This window comes from Streptomyces himalayensis subsp. himalayensis, from assembly GCF_013778455.1.
In the GTDB taxonomy this organism is placed as follows: Bacteria; Actinomycetota; Actinomycetes; order Streptomycetales; family Streptomycetaceae; genus Streptomyces; species Streptomyces himalayensis.
On record NZ_JACEHE010000015.1, the window covers coordinates 1 to 16656 of the forward strand.

Annotated in this window: 14 protein-coding genes and 2 pseudogenes; 11 read left to right on the forward strand and 5 right to left on the reverse strand. The window is 68.8% G+C overall.

The window, feature by feature from the left end; all coding sequences use genetic code 11:
* Positions 1 to 233: 233 nt before the first annotated feature.
* Both H1D24_RS23435 and H1D24_RS23440 read left to right on the forward strand, forming a co-directional pair.
* Positions 234 to 826 (forward strand): annotated as a pseudogene (locus H1D24_RS23435) (pyridoxamine 5'-phosphate oxidase family protein).
* A gap of 84 nt (positions 827 to 910) precedes the next feature.
* Complete coding sequence (locus H1D24_RS23440) at positions 911 to 1333, forward strand: VOC family protein (RefSeq protein ID WP_181659641.1); 423 nt, start codon at positions 911 to 913, stop codon at positions 1331 to 1333.
* Between the two features lie 36 nt (positions 1334 to 1369).
* On the opposite strand, the gene H1D24_RS23445 is transcribed toward H1D24_RS23440, so the two are convergent.
* A complete protein-coding gene (locus H1D24_RS23445) occupies positions 1370 to 1813 on the reverse strand; it encodes a PIN domain-containing protein (protein WP_181659642.1) in 444 nt (147 codons plus the stop codon).
* A 73-nt stretch (positions 1814 to 1886) separates the two neighbouring features.
* On the reverse strand, positions 1887 to 2078 hold the full coding sequence (locus tag H1D24_RS23450) for a ribbon-helix-helix domain-containing protein (protein ID WP_181659643.1): 192 nt from the start codon (positions 2076 to 2078) through the stop codon (positions 1887 to 1889).
* Positions 2079 to 2214: 136 nt separating this feature from the next.
* On the opposite strand from H1D24_RS23450, the gene H1D24_RS23455 reads away from it, so the two are divergent.
* From H1D24_RS23455 to H1D24_RS23470, 4 genes are all read left to right on the forward strand, one after another.
* Positions 2215 to 2580: a hypothetical protein gene (locus H1D24_RS23455; protein ID WP_181659644.1), complete on the forward strand. Its 366-nt coding sequence runs from the start codon at positions 2215 to 2217 to the stop codon at positions 2578 to 2580.
* A 390-nt stretch (positions 2581 to 2970) separates the two neighbouring features.
* Positions 2971 to 3486 (forward strand): DUF6188 family protein, encoded by a 516-nt coding sequence (locus H1D24_RS23460; protein WP_220137141.1) that lies wholly within the window; start codon positions 2971 to 2973, stop codon positions 3484 to 3486.
* A 553-nt stretch (positions 3487 to 4039) separates the two neighbouring features.
* Positions 4040 to 4795, forward strand: a complete 756-nt coding sequence (locus H1D24_RS23465) for a metallophosphoesterase (protein ID WP_181659645.1) — start codon at positions 4040 to 4042, stop codon at positions 4793 to 4795.
* Between the two features lie 835 nt (positions 4796 to 5630).
* Positions 5631 to 6218: a GNAT family N-acetyltransferase gene (locus H1D24_RS23470; protein ID WP_181659646.1), complete on the forward strand. Its 588-nt coding sequence runs from the start codon at positions 5631 to 5633 to the stop codon at positions 6216 to 6218.
* A gap of 97 nt (positions 6219 to 6315) precedes the next feature.
* Here H1D24_RS23470 and H1D24_RS23475 read toward each other — a convergent pair whose 3' ends face one another.
* Positions 6316 to 6942 carry a GNAT family N-acetyltransferase gene (locus tag H1D24_RS23475; RefSeq protein ID WP_181659647.1) on the reverse strand — a complete coding sequence of 209 codons (627 nt, stop codon included), beginning with the start codon at positions 6940 to 6942 and terminating at the stop codon, positions 6316 to 6318.
* Between the two features lie 217 nt (positions 6943 to 7159).
* On the opposite strand from H1D24_RS23475, the pseudogene H1D24_RS23480 reads away from it, so the two are divergent.
* A pseudogene (locus H1D24_RS23480) lies at positions 7160 to 7504 on the forward strand (tyrosine-type recombinase/integrase); the annotation flags it as partial.
* Between the two features lie 75 nt (positions 7505 to 7579).
* On the opposite strand, the gene glnA2 reads toward H1D24_RS23480, so the two are convergent.
* Positions 7580 to 8941 carry a gamma-glutamylpolyamine synthetase GlnA2 gene (glnA2, locus tag H1D24_RS23485; protein ID WP_181659648.1) on the reverse strand — a complete coding sequence of 454 codons (1362 nt, stop codon included), beginning with the start codon at positions 8939 to 8941 and terminating at the stop codon, positions 7580 to 7582.
* A 351-nt stretch (positions 8942 to 9292) separates the two neighbouring features.
* Here glnA2 and H1D24_RS23490 point away from each other — a divergent pair, with 351 nt between their 5' ends.
* The 4 genes from H1D24_RS23490 to H1D24_RS23505 all read left to right on the forward strand — a co-directional run bounded on the left by H1D24_RS23490 (position 9293) and on the right by H1D24_RS23505 (position 14999).
* Positions 9293 to 9958 carry a thioredoxin-like domain-containing protein gene (locus tag H1D24_RS23490; RefSeq protein WP_181659649.1) on the forward strand — a complete coding sequence of 222 codons (666 nt, stop codon included), beginning with the start codon at positions 9293 to 9295 and terminating at the stop codon, positions 9956 to 9958.
* Between the two features lie 77 nt (positions 9959 to 10035).
* A complete protein-coding gene (locus H1D24_RS23495) occupies positions 10036 to 10641 on the forward strand; it encodes a DUF305 domain-containing protein (protein ID WP_181659837.1) in 606 nt (201 codons plus the stop codon).
* A 768-nt stretch (positions 10642 to 11409) separates the two neighbouring features.
* On the forward strand, positions 11410 to 13020 hold the full coding sequence (locus tag H1D24_RS23500) for a multicopper oxidase family protein (RefSeq protein ID WP_181659650.1): 1611 nt from the start codon (positions 11410 to 11412) through the stop codon (positions 13018 to 13020).
* Positions 13021 to 13244: 224 nt separating this feature from the next.
* Positions 13245 to 14999: an NAD+ synthase gene (locus tag H1D24_RS23505; RefSeq protein WP_181659651.1), complete on the forward strand. Its 1755-nt coding sequence runs from the start codon at positions 13245 to 13247 to the stop codon at positions 14997 to 14999.
* A 385-nt stretch (positions 15000 to 15384) separates the two neighbouring features.
* Here the strand turns inward: H1D24_RS23505 and H1D24_RS23510 are convergent, their stop codons facing one another.
* Entirely contained in the window at positions 15385 to 16599 is a 1215-nt protein-coding gene (locus H1D24_RS23510; protein WP_181659652.1) for an MFS transporter, read from the reverse strand.
* Positions 16600 to 16656: the final 57 nt, after the last annotated feature.

The following is a 16656-nucleotide window of genomic DNA, read 5'->3' on the forward strand; positions in this document are numbered from 1 at the left end:
TGCCTGTATGCAGCACAGGCTCCGTAAGACAGAGCAGAACACCCGGCCGCTTCGCGGCCGAGAAGGCACCAGCGATACCGCGGCGCTCCGCGCCGCCACCACGAGGATGCGACCCCCCAGGGCTGAAGCTGAAGCCCTCGCGCGCGCCTTCGGCGGGAACACGGGAACCGATGAGTTCCGTTCCCGCTGCGCGGTCTGTACTCCGCAGCCACCATCGAGGAGGAGGCCGGAACATGCCGCAGAAGGAACCACCCGACGCAACCCGTACAGGAGCCCGCAACGAATCCCACAAGGAACCTCGCGCCGAGCTCGACGCACGCTACAGCGATGCCGAGGCCACGGCGGCCGAATGGTCCGATGCGGAGGCGATGCTCACGACGGCGGAGCTCTTCTGGCTTTCGACCGTACGCCCGGACGGGCGCCCGCACTCCCCCATAGCCTGAACGGCATGGGGGGACCCCCGTCGCCGCTGCTCGCGGTGTGGCTCGACGGCGCGCTGCATTTCTGCACCGGCCCAGAGGAGCGCAAGGCGAGAAACCTGGAGCAGAACCCGCAGGTGGTCCTGACCACGGGCACCAACACCTGGAACGCCGGCCACGACCTGGTGGTCGAGGGCGAGGCGGTCCGCGTGAGCGACGACGCCCGGCTGCGCCGGCTCGCGGAGGCCTGGGAGCGCAAGTACGGCAGCATCTGGCACTTCGAGGTGCGGGACGGGTACTTTCACCACGGTCCGGGCCGCGCCCCGGTCTTCCGAGTGGCTCCGCGCACGGCTTTCGGATTCGGCAAGGGCGAACGGTTCAACCAGACCCGCTGGCGGTTCCGCTGACGTCAAGGACCGCGACTCCACATACTGCCGGGGCGAAGACCCCCCTGTTCCGTCCACCGATCTTCCCCGACCAGGAGAACCCGCATGGAATACACGCTCGAAGTGATCCCCCTGCCCGTCAGCGACGTCGACCGGTCACGGGACTTCTACCGGGACAAGCTCGGCTTCACGGTCGACATCGACGAGGAGGTCATGCCGGGCCTGCGCATCGTCCAGCTCACCCCGCCCGGCTCCGGCTGCTCGATCGCACTGAGTGACGGCCTCTGGAACACGATGGACGGCCCGACGCCCGCCCCCGGCTCGTACCAGGGCCTCCAGCTGTGCGTATCCGACATCAAGGCGGCCCACGCCGAGCTGGTCGAACGCGGCCTAGAGGTCACCGCCCCGGTCACCTACGCCCCGAGCGACGGCGCCACTTTCATGTACTTCAAGGACCCGGACGGCAACGGCTGGGCGATCCAGGAGTACCGGGTACGGGAGACGCGACCGCTGCGCGATGCGATCTGAGACCGTCCGGACGGACGGACACGCCGTCCCGAGGAGCTAGAGATCGTCGGGCAGGATCCGGAAGTGGGTGTGTCTGCCGCCCAGCGGACGGGCGGTCCGGAAGTCGCGGATGTCCCGGGTCAGGACAGCATCCGTGTCGTACTCGGCGGCGAGAGCGACGTTCACCGCGTCCACCAGGTCAAGGTCAAGGTCAAGCGATGCATACCGCGCCCGTACGGAAAGAGCGGCATCAAGGATCTCCGGCGTCATCGAGGCCAGGACCAGACGCATCTGCCGAACACGAGCCGTGAGCGAGCGGAGGATTCCATCGGCCGCGGCGCGCCCGGCGCGGCTGGTGGCCACCTGATGCACCTCGGTCAGGGCCAAGGGCGTTGCGACGAGGAACCCGCACTGGTCCGCGGCTTTCCTTGCGGTGTGGTGGTCGGGATCGGAACGGTTGAAGAGGGTGAGGAGTCCGGACGTGTCGGCGACAGCGATCACGCCGCATGCCCCCTGTTCCCGCGTTCCCGTGCCTCATGGCCTTCAATGACTGCTGCACGGATCTCGTCGCCGGTTAAGGTCCGCCCAGGTCGAACGTCTCCTCGTCACTGACGAACGGCTCGTTCCAGACGCGATGGGCCAGGGCAATGCGATGGATGCCCTCACGGATTATCTCGGCTTCCGGGACACCCAGACGGGCGGCGGCATCCTTGATCAGAGCAAGGTCGCTGTCGTCGGCGTAGACGTTGGTGCGCTTAAGAGCCATAACCCCATGGTACACAACGTGTACCACCGCGGCAGAGGTCGCGCCTCAGCCGCTCCACCGCCATGGCACCGCCACACCTCGGACGGCCCTGGACGGGCGACGGACGGAAAGAGCGAGTGCGGGACCAGCGCGCACGGTGATGGTTGTTGCCGGCCAGGTGCTGTACCCGATCCGCTACGCCAAGCGAGACGTACCGGTCACGGTGACTCGTCTTCGCCGTGCGGTCGGCCTCCGAGCCGATTTGATTCGCCGCCATGGTCCGGAGCCCCTGCACGGGGAGTTGGACCTTAGGCTTGAGGAGCTGCAAGAACAGGAGTTCCACAAGGACTTGAGCCAGCTTGACCCCGATGTCGGGCTGGTTCTCCTGGCTTACGCGTGCGCCATGGGCACCGGGGTCATGCGCCTCGAATGGGGAGACGCAGAGCTGCGCCGCGGTGACCGACACCTACTGTGGCATCACCATGAGCCGCTCGACCTGCCCGATGCACGGCGATCTGCCTAGTGCCTTGAGTGACCGCGGAGGCGCTTTAGAAGAGAGATGCGCGCTCACGATCACGTAAGCGTCTGAGCTGCGCGTTTGCTGTTTGGAGTTCGCTCCGGACGTCCGGCTTTGCCACGCATTTGCCGGAGGGGAGCATTCCGGCCGCCTCTCCGGCCGTCCCGCTGAGCGCCGTACCAGAGGGCTGCACCACGGATACCTGCGTGGTGCAGCCTTTCAAGCCGGACACACCGGACACTGCCCCTTTGGGGGTGTCCGGTCTATTCGTGCAGGTCAGGGCTCTAACAGGACAGTCGGACACGTGGGACACTGCCTGTCCGGTTGCTGTACTCGATCGGGCACGTGGAGGACAAGGCTGCCTTCTGATCCGTAGCTCTACCAGATCAGTCAGTGATGGTCATTGCGGTCGCTCGTAGCCGATGGGAGACGCCGCCGGGCGATGACGGAACCTCGCTGCTGTACCGCTCTCCGGCAACCAGGCACCGCCAGAGACGGGGATCGCCTTTGTGTACAGGTCAAGGATCCACAGCTCTGATCGGATGCCTCGTCGAGCGCACGGCGTTCGATCACCAGGTGCGGCTGAACCTGTCCGCTCCCGCTGCGGGCGGAGGACACGGCGTGGATGCCGAGTTGATCGTGGAAACACCGTTTCTGCTCCGAGACGCGGGCGGTGAATGGCACGAGTTGGAGCCGGGCTCGGGGGTAAATCTCGCCCCGGTGCTCGGTCTCTTCGGACAGTCGATCACGGCTGTTGATGTCCAGGGCCGCGGTGCCCTGAGCATCGACTTTGGCGACGGCGCCGGCTTGCGTATCGGCCCGGACGCGCAGTTCGAGTCCTGGCACTTGATCGGACGTGGCATTTCCCCTGTCATCGTCGGGCCTGGAGGCGAGGAGCACTGGCAACGTTGACGCTGGCCAGGCTACGAACGCGCTCGCGCTCTCAGCTTGGGAAGCTGCGATGATCCAGGGGTACATCCGGCCTCTGACCTCGGCGAACGATCGGCTCGCGGCCTTGGCGGGCTACCTCGCTGTCACCGTGATTCCCCGCTGTTCCCCGCTCCATCTGGTGCGCCTATGGTGCGTCGGACGACCACGGCCTTGTAAGCCTGGTGGTGATCTATGAGCCGTCGCCCAGGTCACCTCGGCTACGGCGCGGTACCGCGCCGGTGGGGCATCTCGGCCGCTACGAACCACCATTGACCGTGGTTGACTGCCTGTTGTGGCACGACCGTGGCACGCGGCGGGCCTGGGTCGCCGACCCGTGCCTTGTAAGTTCCCTCGGGCAGGCCGGCGCTGCGAGCCGCGTTCAGCAACTGGCGCACCAGCGAATCCGACGCCAGGTACATGGGCGAGGTCCTGGGCGAGGCGGCGCGCGGTGCCATCGAGTGACAGTCCGTCTCCATAGCCAGTTGGCCCCGTAGGTTCATGGCCGAGTAAACGAAGCGAAGAAGGAGTCCCGACAGTGGTCGTGATCGCTCACCTCAGCGACATCCATATCGACGACGGGCAACGCAGCATCGACCGCACCCGAACTGTCATGGATCACCTCGACGACCTCCCCTACGACCTGGGTGCCGTCCTGGTCACCGGTGACATCGCCGACCACGCCCTGCCCGCCGAGTACGAGCAGGCTCGCAAACTGCTGGTCTCCCGGCACCCGATGCTGGTCTGCCCCGGCAACCACGACGACCGTGGCGCGTTCCGTCAACACCTGCTGGGGCAACCGGGGTCGGCGGCACCGGTCAATCAGGTGCACCGCGCCGCCGATGTCGTCATCGCGCTGTGCGACTCCTCGGTACCGGACAAGCACGAGGGCTACCTGGAGGACGAGACGCTCACGTGGCTGGAGGGCGTTCTGGCCCAAACCCCGGGAACGATGCCCGTCCTGGTCGGCTTCCACCATCCCCCGGCCCTGCTGCACGAGCCCTTCATCGACGGGATCCGCCAGTTCGGGGAGGAGCGGTTGGCCGCGCTCGCCGACCGCCACCCCAACCTCGTGGCCTTCCTGTGCGGGCATGCCCACACAGCCGCGGCCACCACGTTTGCCGGGCGCCCGCTGCTGGTGGCACCGGGCGTCGTCTCCACGCTCCGCCTTCCCTGGGAGCGCCGCGCCAACCCTCAGGATTACGTCGACCTGGATCAGCCTCCCGCGCTCGCCTTCCACGTCCTGGACGATGAAGGACGGCTGACCACCCATTACCGATGCGTCACCAACTGATCGCCCAGAAGTGACACGCCGGGTCTCTGACCTGCGGTCGCCTAACCGATCAACGCTGTGACCTGCGGCTGAGCCGTCAACGGTTGTCAGCGTCGGGGCGCTCGCCTGCGGTTGCCACGGTTGCTGTACTTCGCTGCTGTACTGCAATGCCTCCGGAGTCGTCTAGCCGCCGCCTGGACGATCGCTGGAGGGAGCGCTCCAGAGGCCCAGACGTTGGAGACGGCGCTGCCTGTAGCGCTCCCCCAGGGCCGTCAACCCGAAGACAGTCCCCAGAGCTGCGCCCAAGCCTCCCGCGATCAACACCTCACCCAACGATCCATGATCCCCGAGTGTGGCCGCCGCGCTGAGGATCGGGATCGGTACCCCGGTGCACACACCGATGCCGATTGGATGGCGAGCGGAGAAGCGCTGGGATCGAGTCGGTGGCTGCTGTCCGCCGAGCATCCGATCTATGGACCAGAAGGCGTGCTTGAGCTTGTCTCGGAGGGCGGGCACAGTCCGGAGTCTAGGGTTCGCTCAAAGACTCAGCCAAGCGTCGAAGCAGCCGGGCCAAGAGCGCCAGTTTGGAAGATCGGGTAACCGGGTGGCGCCTGACCTGGCAAGACGCTGACCTGCGCGTTCCTGGGAGGCTCGCCGAGATTCCCCGCTGCTCCCCGCCTTTGGCCGTCCGATCGGGCACGTAGGGGCACACATGGCCTCCTCCCGCGCTCGCAAATGTCGGCGTGATTCTTCCCACACCGACCCTGCTCGGCCCAGGGTCGACGGACCGGTCACCTGGTGAGGAGCTGCGTCTGCGACCTTGACGTGTGTGGCCATCGTCGGGCGATCATGGTCCATGACTCGCGCTCTGTCGACGCCGCCCGTCATTCTCTCCGGCTTCCTCGCCGACTCCCCGCAACCCGTGCTTCCCGCCACCGGAAACCTGCTGCTTCGCCCCTGGGAACCAGCCGACGCACCAGCATTCCTCTCCGCTTACCAGGACGACGAGACCCGCCGCTGGCACACGCGTCGGCCCGCCACCGAGACCCAGGTCCGGGAGTGGTTCGACGAATACCGCCAGGATTGGCAACGCGAGAAGGGCGGCCACTGGGCGATCACCACCCGCGACGGCGGCGAGGTGCTCGGCCGGATTGCGCTGGGCGGCCTGGACTTCGACGACGGCATCGCCGGCGTCGGCTACTGGGTGCTCCCGGCCGCCCGCGGCGCCGGTGTCGCCTCGCGCGCCCTGTCGGCGCTCACTGCCTGGGCCCTGGACGAGATCGGCTTCCACCGTCTGCAGCTGGACCACTCGACGCGCAACCATGCCTCATGCAGGGTCGCCACAAAGTCCGGCTACCTCCTGGAAGGCACCAAGCGCAGCGCCGCCGTGCATGACGACGGCCGACACGACATGCATCTGCACGCCCGGATCCGAGGCGATTGAGCCTGTCCGAGGCGAAGGTCGGCGGAGCGGCTTGGGCTGGAGCTGCTTTGGCGAGAGTGATCATGGCCCATTACGCTGGCCCGCGGATCGGACAGGCTTATGGACCTGCCCACTCGTTGCGCAGGACCGAGTAGTAGACGCTGTCGCGCCATGTCCCGTCCCGGCGCGGCCAGTCACGACGGACCAGTCCGTCCCGCACCGCCCCCAAACGTTCCAGTGCCTGCTGAGATCGGATGTTCTCAGGGTCTGTGCGGAACATCACCTTCTCGCAGGCCAGCTCGGTGAAGGCATGCTCCAGCAGGAGGCGCTTCGCCTCCCGGTTGATTCCCGCACCCCACCAGGCCCGTCCCAGCCACGTGGATCCGATCTCCACCTGCCGACGCACCGGATCCGGATACCAGTACGACGTGGTCCCAGCCACCTCCTGGCCAACAACCACCACAAAAGGCAGCCGCACCGCCCCACGACTCAGCGCAGTATGGATCCACTCACACATGGCGTGCACCGTCGGCGGACGGTCGTACGGCAGCTTTGCGAAGACCTCGTCGTCCGCCACGGCCCACAACCCTTCGGCGTGCTCAAGGGACAGCGGCTCCAGACGAACGCGCGGGCCAGACAAGGCGAACGGGCGCGAAGGAAACACCCGAGAAGTCTGCCAGTAGTCGCCCGTGGCACAAGGCAACTTCCACCCGAGACGCTGGTCTCCGCCACTCCGCATGACCATGTGAGACAACGTCTTAACGGCGGTGCACCTAGCGGAGCGCCCACGACGGGCTCAGCCACTGCGCGGCAGCAGCTGCTCCCCCTCGGCCCATTCCTTGGCGTTGGTCCGCTCACGCTCTCGCATCCGTGACGATGGCGGTACGGCGCCTCGGTCGTGTCGGCCCTTTCTGCCCGGCCTCGTTGCCCGGCCCGCACGCCACCTCTCCCGCTGCCCCGATGGCGGGGGCGCCGTCCGCCGGACCGACTTCAACACTCGCGTCTGGAAGCCCGCCCTGGTGGCTGCCGGGGTGATCCCCGAGCCGAAGCCGGGCGACCGACACCAGGCCGCCCGCGAGCACGGCATGCATGCGCTGAGGCACTTCTACGCCTCGGTCCTGCTGGACGCCGGAGAGAACATCAAGGCACTGAGCCAGTACCTCGGACACAGTGATCCGGGGTTCACGCTCCGGGTCTACACGCACCTCATGCCGAGCAGCGACGGGCGGACCCGAAGGGCTGTGGTCGGCAAGTATGAGGGCACCGATTCGGCGCCGGACGGCCCAGAGACGGCCCAGGGCCAGTGAGATGCCGCAGGGCCGACGGTTCGCGACCGTCGGCCCTGCGTGCCGTTCTCGCGGGATACCCAGGCTGACCTGCGGTTACAGCACCGGCAGGTTCTTCCGCAGCTCGAACGCCGTGACCTCGCTGCGGTACTCCTCCCACTCCTGCTTCTTGTTGCGCAGGAAGAAGTCGAAGACGTGCTCGCCGAGGGTCTCGGCGACCAGGTCGCTGCGCTCCATCAGCGCGAGGGCCTCGCCGAGGTTCTGCGGCAGCGGTTCGATGCCGAGCGCGCGGCGCTCGGAGTTGGACAGCGCCCAGACGTCGTCCTCGGCGCCCGCCGGGAGCTCGTAGCCCTCCTCGATGCCCTTGAGGCCGGCCGCGAGGAGCACCGCGTAGGCCAGGTACGGGTTGGTGCCGGAGTCCAGGGAGCGGACCTCGATGCGGGCCGAGCCGGTCTTGCCGGGCTTGTACATCGGGACGCGGACGAGCGCGGAGCGGTTGTTGTGGCCCCAGCAGATGTACGAGGGGGCCTCGCCGCCGGCGCCCGCGGTGCGCTCCGAGCCGCCCCAGATGCGCTTGTAGGAGTTGACCCACTGGTTGGTGACCGCGGAGGTCTCCGCCGCGTGCCGCAGCAGGCCCGCGATGAAGGAGCGGCCGACCTTGGAGAGCTGGTACTCGGAGCCCGACTCGTAGAACGCGTTGCGGTCGCCCTCGAAGAGCGACAGGTGCGTGTGCATGCCCGAGCCCGGGTGCTCACTGAAGGGCTTGGGCATGAAGGTCGCCTGCACGCCCTGCTCCAGCGCGACCTGCTTCATGACCAGCCGGAACGTCATGATGTTGTCGGCCGTCGACAGCGCGTCCGCGTACCGCAGGTCGATCTCCTGCTGGCCCGGCGCGCCCTCGTGGTGCGAGAACTCGACCGAGATGCCCATCGACTCGAGCATCGTGATCGCCTGGCGGCGGAAGTCCATGCCCACGTTCTGAGGGGTGTGGTCGAAGTAGCCCGAGTTGTCGGCCGGCGTGGGGCGCGAGCCGTCCACCGGCTTGTCCTTCAGCAGGAAGAACTCGATCTCGGGGTGCGTGTAGAAGGTGAAGCCCAGGTCGGAGGCCTTGGCCAGGGCCCTCTTCAGTACGTAGCGCGGGTCCGCGAAGGACGGGGAGCCGTCCGGCATGAGAATGTCGCAGAACATACGGGCGGTGCCCGGGGCCTCCGCGCGCCACGGCAGGACCTGGAAGGTCGAGGGGTCCGGCTTGGCGATCATGTCCGACTCGTATACACGGGCGAAGCCCTCGATCGCGGAGCCGTCGAAGCCGATGCCCTCGTCGAAGGCGCCCTCCAGCTCGGCCGGTGCCACGGCCACCGACTTCAGGAAGCCCAGCACATCCGTGAACCACAGGCGTACGAACCGGATGTCGCGCTCCTCCAGGGTCCGGAGCACGAATTCCTGCTGCTTGTCCATCTTCCGCTTCCACCCATCCTTGCTGGTCAGGCCGCCTGCTCCCGCGCTCGGGGACACCAGGGCACATGAGCATCCCACCACAACACCATTTCACGTGCGTTGCGGACCTTGATCGGTCGGCCGACCTCCGTCTGAACGCCTCGTGTACGGCAGGGGTACTGCTCTGCCGCCCATCTTGCCTGCTCGGACCGACATCCGTAACGGCCGCCTGCTCGGTCTCTCAAATTATTCGTCGGAGTATCAGGCTGCGTATCGATCCGGCCTTTCCTGTGCCCCGACCACCCACGCCGCCGTTCGGCCCCCTTACGATCAGCGGGCCCGATCGTCCCTTTCCCCCGAAGGACTCGACCCATGGGTTCCGCCAACAACAGCAGCACCGCCACGCGCAAGGCACGAATAGAGGAGATGCGGCGCACCGAGCGTGCCCGCGAACGCCGCAATCGCGCGCTCACCATCGCCGCCAGCGTCGTGGTCGTCGCCGGTCTCGTCGTCGGCGGTGTCGTCCTCGTGAACTCCCAGTCCGAGGACAAGGGCGGTACAGCGAGCGACTCCAAGAGCGCGGGTCACTTCACGACGGACAAGGACGGCGTGAAGACCTGGAGCGAAAAGCTGTCCCAGAACCACGTCGCCACGGCCGTGGACTACCCGATGACACCGCCGGTGGGCGGCGACCACAACCAGGTGTGGATGAACTGCAACGGCGACGTCTACACCAAGGCGGTCAAGAACGAGAACGCCGTGCACTCGCTGGAGCACGGTGCGGTCTGGGTGACGTACAACAGCAAGGCCTCCGAGGCGGATGTGAAGGCGCTCGAGGAGAAGGTCAAGAAGACCCCGTACACGCTGATGAGCCCGGTCGAGGACCAGCAGGACCCGATCATGCTGAGCGCCTGGGGCAAGCAGCGTACGGTGACCGGGGCCAGCGACCCGAACCTGGACACGTTCTTCGAGACGTACGTCCAGGGCAAGCAGACGCCCGAGCCGGGTGCCGCCTGCACCGGCGGCCTCTCCCAGTGAGCCCGGCGGATACCGCCACGCGCGCCCGCCCGGACTGTCCGGCGACGCCCGCCCGCCCCGCCAGGCGCGCGGGCTGGATCGCCGGCACCGCGGCGGCGGTACTCCTCGCGGGCGGGGCCATCACCTACGCGGTCACCGACGGGGACTCGGCCGGTCCCGCGACCCCGACTGCGGAATCCGCGGACGCGGGCTTCGCCCGGGACATGGCCGTCCACCACCAGCAGGCCGTCGAGATGTCGTACATCGTGCGCGACCGCACCGACGACGAGGAGGTGCGGCGGCTCGCGTACGACATCGCGCAGACGCAGGCCAATCAGCGCGGAATGCTCCTGGGCTGGCTGGACCTGTGGGAGCTGCCCAAGGTCTCGGCCGACCCGCCGATGACCTGGATGGGCATGGGCGACATGGCCTCGGGCGGGGACGGTGCGCTGATGCCGGGCATGGCGACCGACTCCGAGCTGAAGAAGCTGGAAACGCTCAGCGGCGACCAGGCCGAGGTGTTCTACCTGCAGTTGATGGTCACCCATCACCAGGGCGGTATCCACATGGCGGAGGGCTGTGTGGAGAAGTGCGCGGTCGGCGTGGAGAAGCGGCTTGCGCAGGGCATGGTCGATGCGCAGGAGTCGGAGATCGACCTGATGACGAACATGCTGACGGAGCGGGGCGCGAAGGCGCGGTCCTGAGGAGGGACGCGCTTCCTGGTCGGCCGGACGCAGACGTTGCGTATGGCTACCGGCCCGCGCCGCCCGGCTCCCGGCCGGCGCTTCACCGGCCCCGCCCCGTCCTGGGGGCGGGCGCGGTGCTGTCCGGGTGCACCACTGCCAAGATCAGCCCAAAATCGGCCCGGTCGGCGTAGGCCGACGGGCCGTGGCCGCGGGGCGGGGATAGTGTGCGGCTCATGACGACCGGGAGCAGTGCGCCACGCGCGCGTACGACAGCAGCCCAGCGGCTGATGCCGTTGCTGCTGCCGTGCGACGCGGCCCGCGGCGCTTTCTCCGGCCGCTCGACGATTCGTACGCCTGACGGTGCACTGCCGCACGCGCGGCCGGGCGAGCGCGGTGCGCGAGGCCACGCGCGCGTGCCCGCCTTCATGATCCCGAGCAGAGCCCCGCTCTCCATATGCACGGCCACGCTGGGAGCGTCACGCTCCTGCTGCTGACGGCCGGGGCGCCGCGTCCCCTCTCCGGGCCTGCTCTTGCGGGCGGCACCGGGCACGCGGCTGCCACGCACGCCGCGGCCTGAACCGCCATCACGCCGGGCCCTCGTCTCCCGTCTGTCGGTGCTGCGCATCCAGGCCGGCGTATCGGCTGCTTCGCCGTACCCCGTCCGCGTACAAAGCGGCCGCGCCTCCGCGCCGCGTCCGGGCGATGCAGGGGAAGCAGCAGACGCGCCTGTCCTCCACTGCTCATACGCACCTCATACGCACCCCCACGAATAGGTGTTATCCAGTCATGCGTACACACACGCGGCGCACCGTGCTCGGTGCATCGATTGCGGTCGCCGGCTCGGGCCTCCTGGCCGCATGTTCCGACTCGGGCTCCCGCCCCCGTTCCGGCTCACGCACCCCGGACGGCGGTCTCGGCCCCGGCGGACAGGTCATCGAGCCCTTCGTCCCCAAAGGACCCAAGGGATACGTGGAGCCGAGCGGGCCCGAGGTCCTGGCCGCCGAGAAGAAGCGCGGATCCGGACCCGTCCGCAAGTTCGACCTCACGGCTACCCCGACGCCCATCGACCTGGGCGGCCGAACCGTCAGGTCGTGGGCGTACGGCGATGCGCTGCCCGGCAAGGAGGTCCGGGTCACCGCCGGCGACATCCTTGAGATCTCCCTCGCCAACCACCTGCCCGAATCGACGACGCTGCACTCGCACGGCATTCGCCTGCGCTGCGACATGGACGGCGCCCCGGACCTCACCCAGCGCCCGATCAAGCCCGGTGAGGACTTCCTCTATCGCTTCGCAGTCGAGCACTCGGGCACGTACTGGCTGCACTCGCACTCGGGCATGCAACTGGACCGGGGCCTGTACGCGCCACTGATCGTCGAGGACCCCAAGGAACCCTTGTCCTACGACAAGGAGTGGGTCGTCGTCCTGGACGACTGGCTGGACGGCGTGGACGGCTCCACTCCGGACGGTGTGCTCGCCGAGCTGGGCGGCGGCATGGACATGGGCGAGGAGGGTGGCAGCCACTCCGGCCATGGATCCTCGGACGGCAAGAAGTCCTCCGGGCCCTCCCGCATCCTCAAAGGGAGCCACAGCAGGCTGCTGCACGGCATGGGCGGCACCGTGAACTACCCCTTCTACCTGATCAACGGACGCCTGCCGACGGCGCCTTCGGAGTTCCGGGCGCGCCCCGGCGACCGCATCCGGCTGCGGATCATCAACGCCGGAGGAGAGACGGCCTTCCGGGTGTCCCTCGGCGGCCACGACATGACCGTGACCCACACGGACGGCTACCCGGTCCGGCATACGAAGACGGACGCACTGCTGATCGGCATGGCCGAGCGGTACGACGTGTGCGTCACGGCCAAGGACGGGGTGTTCCCTCTGGTCGCACTCGCCGAGGGCAAGAAGGACGCGGCGCTGGCCATCCTGCGCACCGGCGGCGGGACCGCTCCGAAGTACGGCGTGCGCCCCTCGGAGCTGAACGGGAAGCTGGTGCCGGCCAGACGCCTGGTGCCGGACGAGTCCGTGGCCCTCTCCCGGCGCGAACCGGACCACGAGATGCGCCTTCGGCTGACCGGGAACATGCGGAAGTTCAACTGGTCCTTCGACCACACTCCCTACCGCTTGAGCCAGCGCCACCCGATCCGCTTCGGCGACCGGATCCGGCTCACGGTCATCAACGCCACCGACATGTGGCACCCGATCCATCTGCACGGCCACACCTTCGCCCTGGCCGGCATCGACTCGATCGGCGCGCGCAAGGACACGGCCCCGGTGCTGCCGCACCGCAAGCTGGTCATGGACTTCGACGCGGACAACCCGGGCCTGTGGATGCTCCACTGCCACAACCAGTACCACTCCGAGTCCGGCATGATGACCAACCTCGGCTACCTCACGTGACGGCAGTGTGACCTCGCTGATGCGTGTTCGGGGCGCACGGCAGCAGCGCCCCGACCGTGAACCCCGGCACCGCTGCCCGGACCATGGCACCGGCCGTCGGGCGTCCAAGGACGCGGCAGCAGGCCGCCGCGGGGCCCCGAGCCGCGGGCAGCGTGGTCCCGGCAGTGGGGCGGCCCACATCGGACGCCCCTACATCGTGTCGCTCTGACGATTACACTGAGCCCGTGCCTCAACTACGCCTCGCCCTGAATCAGATCGACTCGACCGTCGGCGATCTCGCCGGGAACGCCGAGGCGATCATCCGCTGGACCCGGCACTCCGCCGAACAGGGGGCGCATCTCGTCGCGTTCCCCGAGATGGCGCTGACCGGCTACCCCGTCGAGGACCTGGCCCTGCGCCCGTCGTTCGTCGAGGCCTCCCGGAGCGGGCTTCGGGCACTCGCCGCGCGCCTCGCCGACGAGGGGCTCGGGGAGCTGCCGGTGATCGTCGGCTATCTCGACCGGAGCGAGTCCGCCCAGCCGAAGTACGGACAGCCGGCCGGCTCCCCGCAGAACGCCGCCGCCGTCCTGCACGGCGGCCGGGTCGCGCTCACCTTCGCCAAGCACCACCTCCCGAACTACGGCGTCTTCGACGAGTTCCGCTACTTCGTGCCCGGTGACACCATGCCGGTCGTGCGGGTGCACGGCGTCGACGTCGCCCTCGCCATCTGCGAGGACCTGTGGCAGGAGGGCGGCCGCGTCCCTGCCACCCGTGCCGCCGGCGCCGGCCTGCTGATCTCCATCAACGCCTCGCCGTACGAGCAGAACAAGGACGACACGCGGCTTGAGCTGGTGCGCAAGCGCGCCCAGGAGGCCGGTTGCACCACGGCGTACCTCGCGATGATCGGCGGCCAGGACGAACTGGTCTTCGACGGCGACTCGATCGTGGTCGACGCGGACGGCGAGGTCGTCACCCGTGCTCCCCAGTTCGCGGAGGGGTGCGTCGTCCTCGACCTGGATCTGCCGGCCGCGAGCCCCGAGCCCCCGTCCGGCCTCGTGGACGACGGGCTGCGGATCGACCACCTGACGATCTCGTCCGAGCCCCTTCCCGCGTACGAGCCTGAGCTCGCCGGCGGGTACGCGGACCGGCTCGACGACGACGAGGAGGTCTACTCGGCGCTGGTCGTGGGCCTGCGCGCGTATGTCGCGAAGAACGGCTTCAAGACCGTGCTGATCGGCCTCTCCGGCGGCATCGACTCGGCGCTCACCGCCGCCATCGCGTGCGACGCGCTGGGTGCGGACAACGTGTACGGCGTCTCGATGCCGTCGAAGTACTCCTCGGACCACTCCAAGGGCGACGCGGCCGAGCTGGCGCGGCGCACCGGGCTGCACTTCCGCACCGTGCCGATCGAGTCGATGTTCGATGCGTACATGCGTGAACTGGGCCTTACCGGGCTCGCCGAGGAGAACCTGCAGTCGCGGCTGCGCGGCACGATGCTGATGGCGATCTCCAACCAGGAGGGCCACATCGTGCTCGCGCCGGGCAACAAGTCCGAGCTGGCCGTGGGCTATTCGACGCTCTACGGGGACTCGGTGGGCGCGTACGGGCCGATCAAGGACGTCTACAAGACGTCCATCTTCCGGCTCGCGGAGTGGCGCAACCAGGCAGCGGCCGAGCGCGGCCAGACGCCGCCGATCCCCGAGAACTCGATCACCAAGCCGCCGAGCGCGGAGCTCCGGCCCGGCCAGGTCGACACGGACTCCCTGCCGGACTATCCGGTGCTGGACGCGATCCTCGATCTGTACGTGGACCGCGACCAGGGCGCCGACGCCATCGTGGCGGCCGGGTTCGACCGGGAGATGGTCGCGAAGACGCTGCGGCTTGTGGACACGGCGGAGTACAAGCGGCGGCAGTACCCGCCGGGCACGAAGATCTCCGCGAAGGGGTTCGGGAAGGACCGGCGGCTGCCGATCACGAACCGCTGGCGCGAGAGCGGCTGACGCCTCGGGTACGCGGGGCGGTGGTGCCCTTGTCCGCTGGTGCAGCGGACAAGGGCACCACCGTTTCCGACGTTCGGTGCCCCGCCTTGTCCGTCGCGGGGCTCACTCTCTCGTCGGGGGTTCGCGCCCCTCCGTCTTCGGGGCGGGGCCGCGGCGGTATGTACGTCCTCGGTCTGGCGCCGAGCCGTCCATCGTCGGGCGAGCCCGCACGTTGCGCCAGCCGCTGCGGGCGCACATATCGCCACGTCCCCTCAGGCACGTGGGCGGCTATCCGCCAGTGGCGGTCCGCCTTCACCGTTGTGGGCAGTCGTTCCGCTGGGGCGGAACGGGTGGGCACAACCCACGACGGCGGGTGCCCCCGCGTCGTACCTCTGCCGGGTACGGCTCAGCGGCGCGCAGCCTCCCGCCGCTGTGGGACATGGGCCGCCACCAGGCGGCCCGTGGAGGCGGGCGCGCGCCGCCGATCCACCGCGTACGCAAGCGTCGCGACACCGAGCCCGAGCGCCGCCAGGCCGGCGCCGGCCACCGCGGGCGACGTAAGACCGAAGCCCGCGGCCAGGGCGACACCGCCGATCCACGCCCCACCCGCGTTGGCGAGGTTGAACGCGGCCTGGTTCGCCGAGGACGCGAGCGACGGCGCAGCCGCGGCCTTCTCCATCACCATCATGTTCAGCGGAGACCCGGTGACGAAGGCCGCCACACCGAGCAGGATCACGGCCAGCGCCGCACTCCACTCGGTGCGCATGAGGACGGGGAAGAGCGCGAGCACGACCGTGAGCGACGCGAGTCCGGCGAAGAGCGTGCGGCGCAGTGAGTGGTCGGCGAGCCGGCCGCCAAGCAGGTTGCCGACCGTGGAGCCCACGCCGAAGAGGGCGAGCAGCAGCGTGACGCTGGCCTCGGAGTACCCGGCGGTGCCGGTGAGCATCGGCGTGATGTAGCTGTACGCGGCGAAGAGCGCACCGAAGCCTGCGACGGTCGTGGCGAGCGCCAGCCAGACGGGGAGCGAGCCGAGTGCACCGAGTTCGCCGCGCAGGCCGGTGCTCGTGGCGTGGCCGCGGTCGGCGGGGACCAGGAGGGCGAGGGCCGCGACGGCCGCGATCCCGATCGCGCTGACCCCGAGGAACGTCGCCCGCCAGCCGAAGTGCTGACCCATGAGCGTGGCCACGGGCACGCCCGCGATATTGGCGACGGTCAGGCCGAGGAACATCAGCGACACCGAGCGGGCCTTGCGCTCGGGGGCGACCAGGCCGGTGGCGACGACCGCGCCGACGCCGAAGAAGGCGCCGTGCGGGAGTCCGCTGACGAAGCGCGCGGCGACCAGCCAGTGGTAGTCGGGGGCGGCCGCGGACAGCGCGTTGCCCGCGACGAAGAGCACCATCAGGCCGATGAGGACGTGCCGGCGGGGCAGCCGGGCGGTGACCGCGGCGAGCAGCGGGGCGCCGATGACGACGCCGAGCGCGTACGCGGAGACCAGGTGCCCGGCGGTGGGAATGGACGTGTGCAGGTCGTCCGCGACGTTGGGCAGCAGGCCCATCATCACGAACTCGGTGGTGCCGATGCCGAAGGCGCCCACGGCGAGGGCGAGCAGGGCCAGGGGCATGAGGGATGGGGACCTTTCACGGAGCGGGAGGGACTTTCGTATGTTCAAGTACGGAAC